18 protein-coding genes and 1 pseudogene are annotated in these 17626 nt (G+C 56.5%); 9 read left to right on the top strand and 10 right to left on the bottom strand.

Going from position 1 to position 17626, the window contains the following annotated elements; translation table 11 throughout:
• From KHO49_RS16410 to KHO49_RS16390, 5 genes are all read left to right on the top strand, one after another.
• Positions 1–471, top strand: a complete 471-nt coding sequence (locus KHO49_RS16410; protein WP_213665338.1) for a virion core protein, T7 gp14 family — start codon at positions 1–3, stop codon at positions 469–471.
• Positions 472–602: 131 nt separating this feature from the next.
• Positions 603–2873: a hypothetical protein gene (locus KHO49_RS16405; protein ID WP_213665337.1), complete on the top strand. Its 2271-nt coding sequence runs from the start codon at positions 603–605 to the stop codon at positions 2871–2873.
• A complete protein-coding gene (locus tag KHO49_RS16400; protein ID WP_249735662.1) occupies positions 2870–4648 on the top strand; it encodes a hypothetical protein in 1779 nt (592 codons plus the stop codon). Before KHO49_RS16405 ends, KHO49_RS16400 begins: the two co-directional genes overlap by 4 nt.
• Positions 4645–7194 (top strand): hypothetical protein, encoded by a 2550-nt coding sequence (locus KHO49_RS16395; RefSeq protein WP_213665336.1) that lies wholly within the window; start codon positions 4645–4647, stop codon positions 7192–7194. Before KHO49_RS16400 ends, KHO49_RS16395 begins: the two co-directional genes overlap by 4 nt.
• A gap of 69 nt (positions 7195–7263) precedes the next feature.
• Positions 7264–9066: a hypothetical protein gene (locus KHO49_RS16390; protein ID WP_213665335.1), complete on the top strand. Its 1803-nt coding sequence runs from the start codon at positions 7264–7266 to the stop codon at positions 9064–9066.
• Between the two features lie 293 nt (positions 9067–9359).
• Here the strand turns inward: KHO49_RS16390 and KHO49_RS31370 are convergent, their stop codons facing one another.
• Together KHO49_RS31370 and KHO49_RS16380 are read right to left on the bottom strand one after the other, a co-directional pair.
• On the bottom strand, positions 9360–9812 hold the full coding sequence (locus tag KHO49_RS31370) for a tyrosine-type recombinase/integrase (protein ID WP_349628965.1): 453 nt from the start codon (positions 9810–9812) through the stop codon (positions 9360–9362).
• Positions 9813–10134: 322 nt separating this feature from the next.
• Complete coding sequence (locus KHO49_RS16380; protein WP_213665334.1) at positions 10135–10341, bottom strand: DUF4224 domain-containing protein; 207 nt, start codon at positions 10339–10341, stop codon at positions 10135–10137.
• Between the two features lie 463 nt (positions 10342–10804).
• Between KHO49_RS16380 and KHO49_RS16375 the strand changes: the two genes are divergently transcribed.
• Positions 10805–11122, top strand: a complete 318-nt coding sequence (locus KHO49_RS16375) for a hypothetical protein (RefSeq protein ID WP_170003572.1) — start codon at positions 10805–10807, stop codon at positions 11120–11122.
• A gap of 141 nt (positions 11123–11263) precedes the next feature.
• Here the strand turns inward: KHO49_RS16375 and KHO49_RS31065 are convergent, their stop codons facing one another.
• Entirely contained in the window at positions 11264–11524 is a 261-nt protein-coding gene (locus tag KHO49_RS31065; protein ID WP_249735660.1) for a hypothetical protein, read from the bottom strand.
• Between the two features lie 48 nt (positions 11525–11572).
• On the bottom strand, positions 11573–11713 hold the full coding sequence (locus tag KHO49_RS31060; protein ID WP_249735658.1) for a hypothetical protein: 141 nt from the start codon (positions 11711–11713) through the stop codon (positions 11573–11575).
• Positions 11714–11957: 244 nt separating this feature from the next.
• On the opposite strand from KHO49_RS31060, the gene KHO49_RS16365 reads away from it, so the two are divergent.
• The gene (locus tag KHO49_RS16365; protein WP_213665333.1) at positions 11958–12437 is read left to right on the top strand and encodes a hypothetical protein; all 480 of its coding nucleotides are present in this window, start codon (positions 11958–11960) and stop codon (positions 12435–12437) included.
• Positions 12438–12616: 179 nt separating this feature from the next.
• Positions 12617–13105, top strand: a complete 489-nt coding sequence (locus KHO49_RS16360) for a hypothetical protein (protein ID WP_213665332.1) — start codon at positions 12617–12619, stop codon at positions 13103–13105.
• Between the two features lie 38 nt (positions 13106–13143).
• On the opposite strand, the pseudogene KHO49_RS31055 reads toward KHO49_RS16360, so the two are convergent.
• Both KHO49_RS31055 and KHO49_RS16350 read right to left on the bottom strand, forming a co-directional pair.
• Positions 13144–13548: pseudogene (locus KHO49_RS31055) on the bottom strand (hypothetical protein).
• Between the two features lie 412 nt (positions 13549–13960).
• Positions 13961–14719: a GIY-YIG nuclease family protein gene (locus tag KHO49_RS16350; protein WP_213665330.1), complete on the bottom strand. Its 759-nt coding sequence runs from the start codon at positions 14717–14719 to the stop codon at positions 13961–13963.
• A gap of 117 nt (positions 14720–14836) precedes the next feature.
• On the opposite strand from KHO49_RS16350, the gene KHO49_RS16345 reads away from it, so the two are divergent.
• Positions 14837–15319 carry a hypothetical protein gene (locus KHO49_RS16345; RefSeq protein WP_213665329.1) on the top strand — a complete coding sequence of 161 codons (483 nt, stop codon included), beginning with the start codon at positions 14837–14839 and terminating at the stop codon, positions 15317–15319.
• Positions 15320–15330: 11 nt separating this feature from the next.
• Here the strand turns inward: KHO49_RS16345 and KHO49_RS16340 are convergent, their stop codons facing one another.
• The 4 genes from KHO49_RS16340 to KHO49_RS16325 all read right to left on the bottom strand — a co-directional run bounded on the left by KHO49_RS16340 (position 15331) and on the right by KHO49_RS16325 (position 17568).
• Positions 15331–15654 (bottom strand): hypothetical protein, encoded by a 324-nt coding sequence (locus KHO49_RS16340; protein ID WP_213665328.1) that lies wholly within the window; start codon positions 15652–15654, stop codon positions 15331–15333.
• A gap of 81 nt (positions 15655–15735) precedes the next feature.
• Positions 15736–16182: a hypothetical protein gene (locus tag KHO49_RS16335; protein ID WP_249735656.1), complete on the bottom strand. Its 447-nt coding sequence runs from the start codon at positions 16180–16182 to the stop codon at positions 15736–15738.
• A gap of 79 nt (positions 16183–16261) precedes the next feature.
• On the bottom strand, positions 16262–16825 hold the full coding sequence (locus KHO49_RS16330; protein WP_102863176.1) for a siphovirus Gp157 family protein: 564 nt from the start codon (positions 16823–16825) through the stop codon (positions 16262–16264).
• Entirely contained in the window at positions 16822–17568 is a 747-nt protein-coding gene (locus tag KHO49_RS16325; RefSeq protein ID WP_102863177.1) for a hypothetical protein, read from the bottom strand. Before KHO49_RS16325 ends, KHO49_RS16330 begins: the two co-directional genes overlap by 4 nt.
• Positions 17569–17626: the final 58 nt, after the last annotated feature.

The following is a 17626-nucleotide window of genomic DNA, read 5'->3' as shown; positions in this document are numbered from 1 at the left end:
ATGTGCTGGATGGCATTAATTCCGGCTGCTATCGCTATCGGCGGCAGTCTTCTGCAAGCCCAAGGTCAGAAGCAGAACGCTGGATTCCAATCTGACATGATGCAGCAGAATGCCGGCTTCAAGCGTCAGACCGCCCAGGAGATCTTGAACGCGGGTGATACGTCGGCTGACTGGCAGCGCGTTCGCACCGGGCAAGCCGTGGGTACTCAGCGCAGCGTTCAGGCCGCCAACGGCATTGACGTGAACAGTGGCAGCGCCGCACAGATTCAGGAAGATACCGCCATGCTTGGCGAACTGGACGCCTTGACGATCCAGAACAACGCTGCACGCGAGGCCTACGGCTATCGCGTTCAGGCGCGCCAGGATCTGTTGAATGCCAACCAAACTGTGCAGAACGGTAACACCGCCGCTATGGGTTCAATCCTTGGCGGGATTGGCAGTGCGTTTGGTTCGTTTGCGGGGGGTCGATAATGCCACGGGTCCCGACATACGAAGTTCCGCAAGTTCAGCAGCAGGCAACCCGGCCTATTCAGTTACAGGGCGTTGCGCCTGATACCACCTCTATTGCTCAGGGCCTTCAATCGCTCGGGCGCGGCGCGCAGATGCTCATGGACAAGGAGCGTGAGAAAGCCGATACCGCGCTGCTGATGGACGCTGACAACAAACTGACCAAGTGGCAACAGCAGACCATGTTCGGAGAGCAGGGCGTCTACACCCGTAAGGGACAGAACGCCCTGGATGTCACGAATCAGACCCTTGATCAATTCGAAAAGGCCCAGGCAGAGATTGCCAAAACTCTGACCAACGATCAGCAGAAAGCCAGGTATGCGCAGATCGTCAACAGCCGGCGCAACTCACTGTCGAGCGACCTGAATCGTTATGAGTATGGAGAGCGCCAGAGCTATTTCGGGCAGGTCGAGCAGGGGCAGCTTGAAACGTCGATGCAGGGCGCTGCATTGGAGTACCAGGACCCGGCCAAAGTCCAGGCCTACAGGGCGAAGACTGACGCGGTGCTGGCCAGCAGGGCCGAGCGTCTCGGGTTATCGCCGGAGGCTGCGCAGGCAGAGCGCCTGAAGGCGAATAGCGGAATGTCCACCGCGGTTATTCAGCGGATGCTGATCGACTCGCCGCAGAAGGCAAAGGGGCTGTTTGAGGCCTATAAGGACACGATGACGGCAGAGGATCAAATCCGCACCAGCAACGGTATCGACCAGGGCTTCCGCCGGCTTGAGGCCGAGGCACGCCAGCGCCAGGTGGAGGCTCGCCAGATGCAGGCCATCAACCGCATGGAGCTGAGCAGCCGGGTTCAGGATGCCAGCGCGGCCTATTCCCAGGGCTTGGACTTCGATAATCCCCCATCGAAAGTGGACTTCTCAGCCGCGTACGGACCTGAGAAGGGAGCCAAGGAATACGAACGATTTTCCAAGGTTCAGGCATTGGCCCCGGCAATTCGTGAGTTTGCTACCGCCGATCCGCAGGAAAGACAACAGATCCTCGACAAGTTCAACCCCGCCAGAAAAGACACCGGAGTATTCTACGGCGACAAGGCCACAGGCATGCTTGAGCAGGGAAATATCGATCTCAACGCACGACCAACCGTGAAAAACGCTGACGGATCAATCAGCACCGTACGGTCAATATCGGCGAACTTCGATGGGCAGGAAGTGCTGATACCCACGGTCAGTGATGACGGGAAGATCCTCAGTGACGAGGCGGCTATTCAGACTTACCTGCGCACCGGCAAGCACCTGGGCAAGTTCGATAATCCGGATGATGCGACGGCTTACGCCGAGTCTCTACACAATCAGCAGGCAAAGCGCTACGGCGCGGGCACTGTGGGCGAGGGATTCAAGGAAGACAGCCAGCTCTATCAGCACCTGACAAATGTCGGGGTTCGACTGATGAAGCAGCAGCAGACCGACCCTGCCGCCTATGTGGCCAAGTACAGCCCGACCGTCCAGCAGGCCTTTGCGGTTGCTCAGCAGGACGGAACGCCTGAGGCATATCAAGCATACGCCAGAGCCACTCTTGCCGAGCAGCAACGCCTTGGCGTGAGCCAGCCCAAGCTGTTGCCGGATGCAGCCGCCGACCAATTGGTTGCCAACTTCAACAACCAGATCAATGGTGGCGAGAACGCGGCCACCATGATCGAGCAGCAGCAAGAATTGTGGGGCAAGGATTTCCCGTCGGTGTTGCAGCAGGTGGGCAACAAGCTCCCGGCCGAGGCCCAGGTTATTGCCACCGGGTTACCCAAGGATGTAGCTGAGCGGATGGCGTCGGTAGCGTCCATCAACGATAAAGAACTGCACGCAGGCCTACAAAAGGGGCAGAAAGACTCAATCATGCAATCGGTATCTACCGCTATGGCGCCTTTCGCTCAGTCGCTGCAAGGCCAGTCTGGCGGTATCAGCACCTACAACACCATGTACCAAGCCGCTGCCAGAACAGCCACATCCTATGTGCTGCAAGGTATGGACCCCGAAAAAGCTGCTGAAAAAGTCGTGAATGGGATGCTGAACGACAAATACGATTTCTTCGGCACGTACCGGGTTCCAAAGACCCAGGATACCGAGGCTGTCAGCCGTGGCGCCACCGCAGCAATGCGGCAGATCAAACCTGACGAACTGATGCCACTGCCTGGGTTCGCCGGCGTCACGGAGGAACAGAACCGCAAGCAGTTGCACGACGCTTTGCAGAGCAGTGGGCAGTGGGTTCCGAACGAGGACGAGACCGGGCTTTCGTTGACCCTGAACGGCTACCGCGTGCGCGGCGCTGACGGTCAGCCTATCACCCGCAGTTGGGCCGAACTACAGCAGAACGGCCTGCGCGAGCCCGATAAGTACCGTATCGCGCCTATGGGGCTTCTTCCATGACTATCTATGCAGGTGATGCTCCGGTTCTTGACCGGCGGACGATGCTCGACATCCCGGCAGAATCGGGCGAGGTATGGGATGCAGCGTTCGGCAGCGCATTCAGTACCAACCCTACTACGTCGCTGGTGCGTACTGAGGAATTGGCCGGCCAGGAGCAGGGGCGCGCAATGGTTGTTGGGCCAGAGTCCTACTTTGCCCCTGATGCCGGCCGCGCAGAGCCTGAAACTCCGATCATGGATGCACAGGCCGCACGAGAGCGTGTTGCCGGCATGGGTCTCGATATCAAAATTCCCGAGCAAGGCATCCGCCAAGGCGCCCTTGATATCCTTATTGAGCGCCACCGGGAACAGGCCGCCCGCCAGCAAGTCATGGTACGAGCAAACGGCGGATCATTCGGGACTCAACTCGGTGCCAGTGTTGCCGCTTCGTTACTTGACCCGCTAAACATTGCCTCGGCATTCGTGCCGGTGGTCGGCGAAGCGCGGTATGCGGCAATGCTTGGACGTGCCGCCTCGCCGCTTGGGCGCGCCGGAGTTCGTGCCGGTGTCGGGGCTGTTGAGGGGGCCGTTGGCGCCGCAATCATCGAGCCGCTGCCGCTTCTTGCAGCCAGCCAAGACCAAACTGAATACGGCCTTTCTGACTCCCTGGCCAACATCGCGCTGGGCGGGATTCTCGGCGGCGGCCTGCATACCGTTGGCGGTGCTGTCTCCGATGCGCTGCGCCGGCGGATCGCCAGCGAACCACCGGCCGTTGAGACAGTGCTGAATGCGGGAGAGCGCCAGGTGGGCCAGGATCTGCCATCGGGTCAATCCCTGCGGGCTGCTGACTTCCAGCGGCTGTTCGATCAGGACCCCGAAATGGCGCTGCGCAGTTCCATGTCCAGGCAGTTGGAGGCGGATCAGGCAACGCTCGCCCGCGCTGCTCAGCGGCAGGCTATCGACGAGATCCGCCCGACGCTGGCAGGAGAGCGCGTGGGCAACGTTGCTGATTTGAGGCTTGAGGGCCTGGGGCTCACCCAGCGGGACATGGCCTTAGACGCAACCTTTCGGGACCGGGCAAAGGAGTTGCAGGGCCCGCGGGTGAGCCGCAAGCAGGCCGAGCGTCAGGCCCGCGAATCGATTGCCCTGGAGCGTGAGCAGATCCGTACCAGGCAGGCCGAAATCAATACCGCGCTGGAGCGCAACCGTGCCGGCGAGTTTGATCGGAGGGACCTCGGATTGCTTGACCGTGGCGAGATTCCAGACCGATTGCGGCCGCAGATTGAAGCCCGGGCCAAGCAAATCATGGCTGGGTATCAGCAGCGGCCTATTGGTGCGGCCGTCCGTACTGCTCGGGAAACAGTTCAAGAGGCCGACTGGACCGTGCGCGACAGTGCGTTGCGCACTGCCGTAGCGCAGGCAGTGAGTGGTCGGGATATCGACGTACAGGCCCTGTTTGACCTGGAATCCCCAGGCAAGGCGGCCGGCGCAATGGAGTACGTCAAACGCCCACTGGCGCGCCGGGTTGATCCTGAAGGCCAGGCCGAGAGCCTGCGCGCGGACAGTGCGCCTAAGGCCCAGCCTCAGGATGACTTCGAAGCCACCCGGCAGCAATTCGACGAGGACGAGGCCCTAGTCAAGGAAATGCTGGAACAACTCCCAGAACAGGATAGGGCTGACGTGCTGGCCGTCGGCCGTGATGAAGCGGAAGCCGCCCAGGCTCAAGCCGATAGGGCCGAACAATACTCGAAGGCATACCGCGCCGCCGCCGTATGCGACATAAGGAACGCGCTATGAACCCTTGCATCGACGCTGTACGGGCTGCTGCTGGCAATCTCGAAGACAAAGAAATTGTCGAGCTCTTTGAGCTGTTGCGGGGGAGAGCCAAGGAGCTTATGGCCAGGGAAGGCGCCCTGGGCATGGAGCAAGCAACACTCCGTGCCGCCGATGAACTTGGGAAGCAAGCCCAGCATGCAGCGTTGATTGAGAAGCGCAATGCGCTGATCAACCTTCGGCGCCGCGGCGAGATCATTTCCTTTGTGCGGAACAATTTTGCCGACCGGCCTGACCTTGGTATTGAGTCGCTGTTGGTTGGCACCAACCTGGCCCGTCAAGGATCGCGGATGTCGGTGGCAGCAGAGCAGAAGGCCTTAGGTGATGCATACATAGGCGGGTTCACCCATGACCTGGAGCGCCAAGATTTGGTGGGCATTCTGGCCAAGGGAGATTCTGACGTTGATATTGCTGACGCTCTATGGCGGATCGGCAATGACCTGGATACATCAAAGCTCAATGACCAAGTGGTTAGCATTGCCCGCATCATCCAAAAGTATCAGGAGGCGGCACGCATTGATGCAAACCGCGCCGGGGCGAACATCGGCAGTTTGCCAGGGTACATTGCCCGCCAAAGCCACGACGGCGAGAAGATCGGTTCTGCAGGGTTCGACAAGTGGCTCGAGGAAATTCAGCCCCGGCTAGATCCTCGCACGTTCGACGATGTGTCCAACCCCGCCCAGTTCCTGCGCGGCGTGTATGACGGCCTAGTGTCTGGCGACCACCTCAAGGCGCCAGGTGACAAACCCTCAAACGGTTTCAAAGGCCCGGCCAACATCGCCAAGAAGATCAGCCAGGAACGTGTTCTGCACTTCAAAGACGGGGTGGCCTGGCACGAATACAACACGCTGTTCGGAACCGGCAACCTTCGAGAGGCGGTATTGCGCGGCCTTGACCTGTCCGGGCAGAACACCGCACTGATGCGGCGCCTGGGCACAAACCCAGAAGCCAACCTGAACATGGCCATGGACGTGATCAAGGAGGATGTACGTAAGTCTGGCGACCCGAAGGCCCTGGCCAACTTCAACACTGCCCGTCAAAACATGATTGCCAACCGATTTTCCGAGGTTAGCGGCGCTACACGCATCCCCGGCAGCGCATGGGGCGCCAGGGTGTCAGCCAATGTCAGAGTCTGGCAATCACTATCCAAGCTGGGTGGAGCATTGCTGTCGAGCTTTATGGACCTTCCAGTTGCCGCCAGCGAAATGCGCTACCAAGGCAAGAACTTCCTTGGGGCATTGAGTGAGATGACCGCAGGTCTGGTCAAGGGCCGCGGCAGTCTGGAACAACGAGAAATCTTGTCGAGCTTCGGTGTGTATGCGGATTCGATGCGAGGGGAGATCATGCGGCGTTTTTCTGCCGATGACTCTGTGGGCGGGAAGATGTCGCGAGGGATGTCGCTGTTCTTCAAGCTGAACGGCCTGTCCTGGTGGACGGATGCCAACAAGGCAAGCGCGGGCCTGATGATGGCCCACAACTTGGCGCAGAACAAAGGTAGAGCGTGGGGCACGATGGACGCTAGCCTGCGCCGTACGCTGGGCCTGTACGACCTCGACGCCGGAAAGTGGGATCTGTTGCGCGGGATGGATACCCGTATGGCTGACGGTCGGGACTACATGACAACCGATGGCATCAAGGTCATCCCTGACGAGCGTATCAGCTCTTACCTCGCCGAGCAGGGCCGCAAGGTTTCTGATGCAGCTATCCGGGAAACTCGTGAGGGCCTGGAGCGCAGTCTGCGCGCATACATCAACGACAGGGTGAGTTATGCCGTTCTAGAGCCGGACGCTCGCACACGTTCAATAATGAACCAAGGCTCCCGTCCTGGCACGATCATGGGTGAGCTCAACCGCTTCATGACCCATTTCAAAAGTTTCCCCGCCGCGTACATGCAAAAGACCCTGGGCCGGGAGCTGTATGGCCGAGGCTACGCGCCGACGCCGCTGGGCGAGGGTTACCGTGGTAGCAAGGATTTGATCGCCGCCCTGCGCAATGGCAATGGCGAGCGCCTAGCCATGGCTCAGTTGCTGCTGTGGACCACGGCCTTCGGATATCTGTCTATGTCGGCCAAGGACGCCGTCAAGGGACGCCAGCCCCGTCCGGCAGATGATCCCAAAACGTGGATTGCCGCCATGACCCAGGGCGGCGGGTTTGGGATCATGGGTGATTTTATGTTCGGTGAGGTCAGTCGTTTTGGCAACAAGCCACTGGAAACTGTGGCCGGGCCGACGCTGGGCACTGCCGCAAACTTGGTGGACCTGTGGGCCAGGGTTCGATCTGGCGACGACGCCGCGTCATCAGCGCTGCGCCTGGCCCAGAACAACACCCCGTTCTTGAACCTGTTCTATACGCGCATCGCCATGGACCATCTGTTCCTTTGGTCAGTGCAAGAGGCTTTGAACCCCGGCTCGCTGCGCAGGACAGAGCAACGCATACAGCAGGAGAACGGCCAGAAGTTCTTGGTCAGACCTTCGCAAAGTTACTTGGACCCTCTGGGCATAGCCCGATAAATCACTCGCCCCAACGAAGCCCGCCACTGAGCGGGCTTTTTTTCGCCCCGAGAAAAAGGAGTCACGCCCGTGACCGTAAACACAGTCGATAGCATCGCCGAGTTTGTGACCAATGGGGTTACTACGAACTTCCCGTTTTACTTCAAATTCCTGGCCAATGAGGATCTGGTTGTCACTTACGTCGATCCGCTTGGCGTAAGCAGCACACTCAGCCTTGGTACTCACTACACGGTAAATGGCGCCGGAGTCGATAACGGCGGAAGCGTCGTGACGAACACAGCCTTGGCTGGCCCTGGCCAGCTGGTCGTCTCCAGGGAAATGGAAGCGTTTCAGCAAACCAGCCTGCGCAACCAGGGCAAGTTTCTGGCGGAAACGCATGAGGATGTGTTCGACAAACTGACCATGCTAATTCAGCAGGGGTTAGCCACTTTCAAGCGGGCACTTACCCGGCCTTTCGGTCGAGATTACTTCTTTGCCGAGAACCGTCGAATTGCCAGCGTGAAAGACCCGGTAGAGCCGCAAGATGCGGCCACTAAAAATTCTGTCGAGACCTATGTTTCTGGAATTCTTGAGACTGGCCAGGGGCCGGTGAACAATGCGGCCAACATCATCTATGTAAATGGAGCTGGAGTTCCGGGTGTTCTTCAGGATCTAGTCGGCGGAATAATCAGCGAAGACTTGACCGTGCTTGTGCCTGCTCATTTTGCCGGGCTCGGCGAGGCCATGAACTGGCTCAGAACGAAGACCATTGCCAAAGGTGCAACGGTAACCGTTCAGGTCTCTGATGGATCGTACACCCTCGCTACAACTGTCGATTTGAACCACCCACAGGGCATTCAAATCCGGATCTTAGGCAATCAGGCAACCCCAACGCTATGCGTTCTTACGGTTGCCAACGCATCTACATTCGACGCATTGGCGTGTTCGATGGGGCACTCTCTTGGCTTTATTGACGGGTTCCTTCTTACGCGCCCTTCGAAAGCCGAGATGCCGAACAACAGCATAGGTTTGCTTGCTGATTCGGGTGCAACAATTATCACCGGTTCAAACATCCGGACAAGCAACTGGTTCTATGGGATCGCTGCCCGCTATGGGTCATTTGTGCGTTGTCCAGACGCTCAAGTCACAGAATCCGGTGATGTGGGGATCTGGTCGTACTGTGGGTCTACCGTCATTTGCGACGGCGCAGTCTCCAATAATGCCAATGCGGCGGGACAGCCATGGGGCTTTGGGTTCCAGGCAGAATATGGCTCTGTGCTTGTTGGCACTGGAATCTCCGCAAGCGGTTGCAAGATCGGAGGCTTTGCAAGCCTGTCAAACTCGACCTGCAGGATTTTCGATAGCACCACTTCAGCGAATGATGGTAGTGGGCTATTTGTCCGAGATGGTGGAGTAATCGAGGGCTCCGGAACAACCACCCTCAACAACGGCCGATATGGTACCGAGATAGTTGAGGGTAACGGCCGCATATTTGGAGTGTCTACGAACTCTGGCAACACGTTGGGTGCAGCAAATCCTTTTGTCTATCTTGGCGTGCAGGCTGGGCAGTCTCAGCTTGCAAACTCATCTGGACATCTCAGGATTGATAGCCAGGCAAACACATTTTTCAATACCCCTGGTGGCCTTCAGTTTGGTATCCGAGACGCTGCAAACGCAGCCAATAGAATTGAAGCGTCCGGGGCGCCCACAGGCTCTGCTCCATTTATTGTTGCCGCAGGCGGCGATACAAATATCAACCTTCGGTTGCTACCAAAGGGGACTGGCCGCATTCAAGTAGGGGCCACTACAGTCGGCACGCCAACCATCAATAACTACATTGAGTTCTTGTCGGATGACGGAGCAGTGCTGAGAATTCCGTGCCAGCGACTCTGATGCAGGCCTATGACGGGCTGGGTAAATAGGGGATTGGTGTTCGTTCGGCAGGACGCCGGGGAAGGGCGTATCATCAGTTTCAGCGCAGCTCAAGATTTGAGCCAGCGCCGGAAAAATAGTACAGCAGGTAGTACATCGGAAAGCCGGCGCTTGAGGTTGACCCAGCAAAATATGGCGTTTTTTGCCTGAGTTAGAATCCGGCTTCGGGCACCATCTATTTCAAGGGCTTGCACGGTTTTTTTGAGTGAGCCTTATCCTGAACTGCTCCGCAATTTCAAATACTGCTCCGCAATTCACTTTGTAGGCGTGACCTTCTTACCTATCCGATTGCGAATGTAATGCTCGGTCATGACGACAGTTGTGTGCCCAAGCTGGTCGCGTGCCTGCAGAATATCTCCGCTAGCTTCGAACTTGTCCGCGCCTGCTTTTGCGCGCAGATCCCTCATTTGAAAATCAGCCTTTTTAACCCCGGCCGCCTCTCGAGCAAGGTCGAATCTTCTTCGTAGCATGGCCACCGTCAATGGTGTGCCATCTTCCAAAACGATCAGCCGCGTCGAGCGGAATTGGTGGGAGTCCTTCCTCGCCATTATTCGATCAAGAACAATCTTCAGTTCGCCAGTGATTTCGATGCGGCGCTTTGCTTTGATCTTTCCTTGCTGAACAGCTAAGCGGCCATCGCGAATATCGCGTTCATCCATTTTCAATGTGTCGGCAATGCGCTGACCGGTCAGATAGAAGAGGTCCATTGCGTCCTGGAGCCCGACATCAGCTTTTTCGTAAACCCTCTGGAATAGTTCGTCTTCAACGTAGTTGTCTTGCCCCGTCTCCTTGTTACCCTTGATCCCTGTGCAGGGGGGGGCGAGAGCTGTATAGCCCTTGTTACGGGCATAGTTCCAGATCGCACTAAATAGAGCCTTCTCCCGATTGGCGCGTACAGGCGCCGATTCACGCCTGGTCAGAGCTTGCCACCCAGGTCGTAAGTGAAATACACCAACTTGCCGCGCTTCCTTTCTCTGAGCCGGGATATGCTTCCTGGCTTTGTTGGTCTGCGTCCCATTTATCCTGCCTTTATCCCGCCTTGCGAGGCTTCCATGTGGGCTTCTCTTTCGCTTCGTTAGGGTTGCCTGTAAGCGTCGCGGTGATCACACAAGGCCAGCCATTGCGTTTGATGGTGTGCCGAATTCCGTTTCGAACAAGCACGGAAATCTGCCCGGCCTTAGTCTTTGCTCCGGTCAGTTCGCCGACCTCTTGGTGCGATAAAAATTGAATGTCCATAGGGTATCCACGCCGCGCGTAGCGGCAGAAGGTGGTTATTCGGCCTGCAGCCGGTAGTAGGTGGTGCACCGGCACCTTGGACAGATCATGTCGCTGACGCCCGAGCCGTACTTCTTGCTTGGCACTTTTAGCCGCTCGCTTTCCATGTGCTTGTTCTTGCGGCGGCAGCACTGAACTTTTATGTCGGACATGCGTGTCTCTCGCCCGCCATCGCCGGCAGGCTTTCCGATTGTTGAGGGTGTTGCTGATTTGCCCTGGCGTTGCGCCTGGCTGTGGTTTGCAGCGTTCGCCCGGCCTAGTCCTTCATTTCAAGTCCTGGGCTCTCGGGTCGGGTGGACTCTTCTTGACCAGTCCTGTCGGAGTGTGACCAGTCCGCTGAGTTTTACGACTCAGCTTGCTTGGGCCGTGACGGTTTTGTTGAACTTAGGTAACTTGGCATTTTCACTTCACGGATGACGGATTCATGCCAAGAACGAATCGTATTGCAAAAAATGCCCTGAGCATCTCGCTGCTGGGCCTACTAGTCACTGGCACATTGGCCTTGGCAGAAACTCAAAAGGTGACCGATCTGTTAAGCAGTGGCTATGAGATCAAAGCCGCCTACCAGTCGCCAGCAAGAGTCGGCACGGTTCACTTTCTAATCTTGCAAAAAGGCTCGTCTGCGTTCCAATGTATGAGCTACGGCTCCGAATTAAGGCCGAAATTCTTCGACTATTCCAACACCTACTCTTGCGCAAAAGTTCAGGATCTGATTCCGGTCCAGCCTAACCTCGGGCAATGAACCAAAAGTGCATTTACGGTTATGGGTAACGCTGGATTTGGTCTAGGCCGCGCAGGTTCGGCAACGTCATTTATGGCCTTGGTCCCGTGTAGATCAGGTAGATCAGGTAGATCAGGTAGAGCATGTAGAGGGCGGGGAGGATCATAAGTAATCCCCCCAGTTCAAGCCCTGGATGTAGTCGTTAGGGATGATCACTGCCTCGGCCGGAATCGTGCTTTCGACTTCAAGATTGCCGAAGTACCCGATAGCTGCCTGGGCGCGCTCCAGCGACAACTGGGCATGTCGCATCTGCCAGGACTTGCGTGCTTTGTACGAGCGCAAAGCCAGCGCCTTGTCGGTGTAAGCGAAGCGACGCCCCCAGTTGCCACCGTCCTTCATTACGCGCTTGCGGCGCTTCTTCACTGCGTCGGCGGTCCAGCTGTATTGCGGGCCTTTGATGAGGTCGCAGGTCTACTTGTCGCCGATGTAGTAGCACTGTGCGGTTTCGCCAATCACCTGGTAGGTGATGCAGTGGACCTCAAGGCCGTCTGGCCCGATTGTGTCGATGTAGCGGTAGTGGTCTGGCCACGCTTTCTTCATTTCTTTAGGCATGACTTCGTCCTTGGCCGCTATAGCGGCTGATATTGAAGGGTGGAAGGCAGCCACATTCTTCTACTCGGTGTGTCAATGCGTTCGAGAGTAGCGACGATTTTTTAACGCTTTAGACGATAAAAAAATTCCGATTGATTTCAATACGACCTTTGGGAACTTTGCATTAATAGCTTATCGCTACCATGCTCTTGGTAGCCATTATCGTGGCTCCCCAGCAGTAAGCAGTCATCCATGGAGAAGGAATATGAAAAAGTCTGTCGCACTTGCATTACTTGTATTGATTCCTATTACAATGACCGGTTGCACTTATCTGTTTCCAAGAAAAATCCCTGTGCTTGGTATCGAACAAAGAAAAGCTTGCCCTGCTGGCGAACGCGTCTATTACTACCGAGATGCAGATGTGGCAGCTTGTTTGCCTGATGTCATGGTCGCGTACACTCACTGTGTTACCGAACTCACGGTAGCGAGTACTAACTCGAAATTCTCAGTAACAACCAAAGCAGAGATTGCCGAGATTGTCGAAAAAGTGAAGGGGATTAATCTAAGTGATGAACAAAAACGGGATTTAGAGAAGAGCTTCGAAACTGCGGGTGTCATAGGTGAGGCACGAGCTAAGGCTATAACCGCATGCCTGGAACTCACTGAAAAAGTCTATGGGTCTAATCCACAAATCAAAGCTGTTCCAACGGAAATCATGCAACTCCAACGAACTCCGACACAGTAAATCGGCGAATTTGATTTTTGAGCGCAGTGCTTAAGTTTAGTTGTACAGGGTATGTCTCAACCCGGGTTCTGCGCCCATAAATCTCGCTGCAAAGGGAAAGGAAGATATCACAGCAGTTAATTGTAGGAGCGCTAAATTAACTGCTCTCACTCCCGCCTCCGGCTGCTGTTCCTGTCGCAGTGCCTATTGCACTGCCTCGACAATGGCTACGTGATGCGCAGGGCTATTTCAAAGAATTAGCTGCGCCTGCATTTGAAGAGTTTTGGTTCGAATACCAGGAAGACCTTCCTGTCGATATCGGACGATATAGGTTCATCTACCGCCGATTGGTCACCGTCCTTTTTTTCTTGAATCATATGACTGACAAGGTCGCAGAGCAGCGAGGAATGGAGAAACCTACAGAGGTTATCGCTGCAATCAAACTCGTAGATATGGAAGCCGGGACAGCGCTTGACGTCTGCAGGCTACTTACAAACGATGTCAAGCATCCTAAAAACCAGCCACAGACATTTGGGCTCAGGGATAGAGCCGATTCCGACCAGAAAGGCCTGAACAAACTTCCCACCTGGATTCTCACCGACAAGGATGGCGCGCAGCATGATCTGTGTGACATCGCCCACGTGGCTTGGAGATATTGGATCGACAATCGTCATCTTCGAGTGCTGTGATGGTGATGCAAATCCGCTAACTCAATAGGTGGGGCGGGTTAGGCGCGCCGAACTTTGAAGTGCAGCATCGCCTTGATGCTGTGGCAGTAATCCTGAAGTCGTTCATAGACCTTGTACTTGGCCTGGCGTCGGCTCGCAGCCCAAACTCTGACCAGGTCTTCTCGGGCCTCTCTACTCCAGGAGAGATCATCTCAGTCATGGTTGAACGGTAGGACCAGCCACTCTTTGAGTGGGAGCGTCTCGGTCATCTCGCCGTGCTGCATTTCCCAGGTCGGATGGTAGTTCCTTATGCGCTTCTTCGGGTCGCTGTCGAGGATGACGCCGATGTAGTGGCCGCGGTCGGCCATTATCACGCCTGGCTCACCGTTGGCGATCACCCGGCGCCCGACCTCGGCCGGCACGTTGTAATGCTGGCGAACGTATTCGCAGTTGTAGTTGCTCATGCTTTTCTCCATGGGTGAGCCGCCCTCATCGGGGTGGCGCGCGTCAAGAAGTGTGGACTACGCTACTTTGGCCAAATAGGCATATGGACTACTTCAGGGGAAATCATGGACGCGTTGAGAGCAGAGTTTGCGAGGGCAATCGAAGAGGCCATCCAGGAGTGCCATCGGATCAAGTACAGCCCGACCATATGGGAAAGGATGAACAGACAGCATGGGCCAGTCGAAGCGGCCATTAAGCTTGTAACCTCAGGCGATTTCCAGACTGGTCTCAAGCGATTGCTTGCAGAAAATCGACCGGAACTGACGGTTGAGTCTCACGTGTTGCAGCCAAGATTTTCGGCCCTATTTAATAGCCGATTGAAAGAGCTGGCCCAGTGGCGCCTGGACAACGCAAATAGGTAGCGCTGGATAGTCAGGCCAAGCCTGCGAGAGGCAGCGAAATCTGTGTTTGATCGACTGCCCCGGTAGGGCGAATGGTGTTGAATCCTGCGTCTACCGCCGACAGAGCCTCGACCCAATGGCTTTCCCGCTGGGTAATGTAGGCCGCTCGATTGACGCAGTCTTGGGGATAGGCGATCACCTCGATCACTGAGAACTCCCAGTCGGTGATGTCCGAGCTACTCAGTGCCGAATGGAACTTGCAGGCGGTTGGATTGCTTACGTGCTGCCACCAGCGCAGCGTGAACGGCTGGGTGGTCTGGCCGACGTAGACACGTCCAGTGGACTTCTGCCGGACCTGGTAGATCACCGCTGGCGCTCTGCCTTCGTTGACTAAGCGGAACTCCTGAACATCCCGGAATCGCGCCGCCTGCTTGCAGGCCTCCGTACAGTAGTCATGGCTGGTGGTTTCGGTGTTCGGGTCGTTGTACTTGTCGATCAGCCTAAACACCGTGCCGCACTCCTTGCAGGCAGTGTCCTCGAAGCGGCGTAGCAGGTAGGTGTCGTGCTCGTGCAGCTCCTGGATGTGCAGGAGGTATGCGTGATCAGTCATGTCTGTGCGCAAGACCCGCTGCGGGAACTGGCGCTCGTACAGTTCATCGATCTGCGCCTTTGCCAGCTTGCGGTTATCGGCCTCGACCATACCGCTGAACACCGGCGGCCAGGCCCATTCTGCTTCGCGGTTCGGTCCAGCCGGCTGGCGTCCTTTGATCTGGTAGTAGAAATTCGCCATGGCTCTCTCCATGCATGCGCCGCCCTCCGTGGCTGGATGCGACAGATAAACTATGGGTGCAATAGATCGCTTGCTACGATAGAGCAAACGCTTAAAGCTTATGGATAAGGGTTTTTGATGAAGCGAATGCTTGTTGCAATAACAGTTGCGTTCACGATATCTGGTTGCCAGGCGCCGAAATCGAAATTGCCTGTCATCCCCGATGAATTAGTAGGGAGGAACCAAGTTTTTGATGCCGGTTATCAAAAGAAACTCGAGTTGCTGATAACTGAGGATAACAATCAGGAGATGAACGTCCTCAAGCTCATGAGGGCTAGTCTCGATGAATGTTTGCCTAAGAGGCCATCATCTCCTGATGGTGCCTCACATTGTGCATCTGATTCGTTGACTGTCGTATACGGTTACATGGAAAAAAATTTCCGTGTCAAGAAAGAAACGCCTCCAGATTATTATCAGAGCTTTACCCCAGCACTTAAGTCTTGGGTAGTTGCTATGTTTATATTGGAGAACAAGCCCACTGAGCCAGATTTAGCGCGCTTAGGCTTGCTGGCTAATCTATCAGTCTTGAGTGCTATGAAGACGATGCCCGACTCAGATTGATTTCGCTTGGCTCAGTCTGGCGAAACAATCTCATCACCCGGATCACGCTTAAGTTCTGCCAAGCTCTGATTGTGAAATTCCCGCGCCACGTTTTCGCTAATCACGATTTCGTGGCGCGCTTTCAGTGCTTTCCGCGCACCTTCAGGTCCAAGCGAATGCACATACCGCAGGCATCCTTCAATCACTGAAGCCTGTTCGGTGTCTTCATTCCAGGCCATGACCTCTTCGAGAATGTTGCGTGTGCCAAGCCGGCACCGGTGCCGCAACTCCTTCTCGTCGTACTCGATCCGCTTCGCGGCGGTTTTCGCAGATCGCTCTTTTCCAGTCTTGGCCATGGTCTACCTCTTCGATGCCGCTGGCCGGTATCGTCGACCAGGTTTGACGTTTGCGCTGTTGCGGGCGGTTGCTGAAGCGCCTCAAGCTCGCTTCTCCCAGCGCTTTGGGAAGTTGAAGTCGTAGTCGAGCACCAGGCGGTTCAACAGGGTGTCAGAGATCCCGACCTTCCTGCAGGCCGCGATACGTGACACTCCAGCGTCCCGCAGGGCCGCCAGGCGCTCGATGAGCTTCAAATCCCGCTCCCTATCCACGACCTTGCTCTTGAACGTGAACCCGCCTTCATGGGAGGCCCGACGCATGGCTGACTCGGACTTTCTGGTGGCAGCCATGGCCTGGTCGATGGTCATGGTTTTTGCGAGCTCGCGGATGGTGTCGACGTAGGCCTTGCGTTGAACGAAGTGGCTTTCGCTGGTGCGCTTGTGTTTGCCTCGCGGGCCACTTTTGCTAAGCGGACTATCAATGTCTTTGCGTGGGTCGCGTGGCTTGAATTTGAACGGCTCAAGCACTTCGATGCTGTTCCCAGACATGAAGAAGGCAGCCTTAGCTGCCTCCAGTTCTGCCTAGCGCTCGGAGCAGACCAGGATGAAGTTGTTGGTCATGGTTACCTCACTTGATGCGAATCGAGCTTTCGCCGCGCTCCAGGTGGGCCCAGCTTGGTTCTTCCAGAAGTTCGGCTTCCGCGTCCTCGCCGGCGGCCATTCGCTTGCGCACCGCCTCGTTGTGATCGCGGATTTCCTTGAGCCGGACGGCGATGGTTTTCTTGTCCGGGGTGATCACGCTCTTCAGCGACACGAACTCGTCAGGTACGGCCTTCTCGTCATCGACGATCACCTTCTCTGGCGAAAGGGCGAGGGTGATGGTGAACAGCGGTCGTTTGATCGACTTGATGTCCGCGGCTTCCATGTTCCGGCGCAGGTAGTCGCTGATCTGGCCCACGGTGTTCTTCTTGATGCGCTTGAGCTCGTTGAGGCGGTCGACTTCCTTGTCGATGGCGTCGATGTCGCCCTCGATGTTCCGGCGCAACATGACGATGTTGTCAGCCTTCACTTCGAACTCGCCCTTGATGCCGTCCATGGTGTCCTGGATGGCCTGGCGGAGCCCTTCATCATCGGTATCTGCCAGGGCAGCGAGTTCGGCCATCTGGCCAGTCAGTGCGTAGAGTTCGGTCATGCTGCACCTTCCATAGCGTCTTCAAGGTCCGCTTTGCGGGCGTCCTTGGCGCGGGTGAATTTGATTTTGTGGGCTTCGCGTTCTGGATCGTTCTGACGAAGGTCCAGCTTGCGCATGGCCGATTTGTAGAGCTGCTGCAGCTCATTGAGCGACTGCGCGGTACCAATCAGATGGAGCGTCTCAGCCAGCCATTCGCGGTACTCGGCGGCCAGACGCTCCTTCGCTTCGATCTTGTCCTCGGCACGCTCGATCTCGGCTTCACCCAGGCGCTCGTTGACGTAGTGAATGTCGTCGTAGAGGCCCAGACGAACGTCGGCGGAGAAGCCCAACTGGCTCAGGCATTTTCCGATCGCATCGGTGAGTGACTTCTTCGGCGCGTCGAAGTCGGTACTGATGCCGAAGCGGTTCTGGGTGATGAAGGGCGTGTGCCCGTAGTGCGTGATCGTCTTGCGTTCACCGTCGTCGCCCAGGTACCACAGGGCGACCTTGAGGGTGTGTACCTGGGCATGGGCCAGCACCACGCCTTCCTTGTTCAGCAGTGGGCCGCCGATGTCGAAACGCTCCTCGATCACGTCATAACCCCAGCCGGTACCGCATGGGCCGAACTTTTCCGTGGCGCGCTTGGCCAGGTACTGGGCATTCACCGCGGTACCCGTGAAACCACCGGGGCCGGTGTATTCCTTGGTGAACTTGGGGTCGGTCTTTTCGACCTCTTCCCAAAGGGCGAGGTTAGGTACAGGCATGACTATCTCCCGCCGCGCAGGTGCGCAGCTTTGAAAGATGTGGGTTATTGGGGGAAGT

It is taken from the genome of Pseudomonas sp. RC4D1, from assembly GCF_018390395.1.
In the GTDB taxonomy this organism is placed as follows: Bacteria; Pseudomonadota; Gammaproteobacteria; order Pseudomonadales; family Pseudomonadaceae; genus Aquipseudomonas; species Aquipseudomonas danubii.
This window is presented reverse-complemented; position numbering and strand designations above follow the sequence as displayed.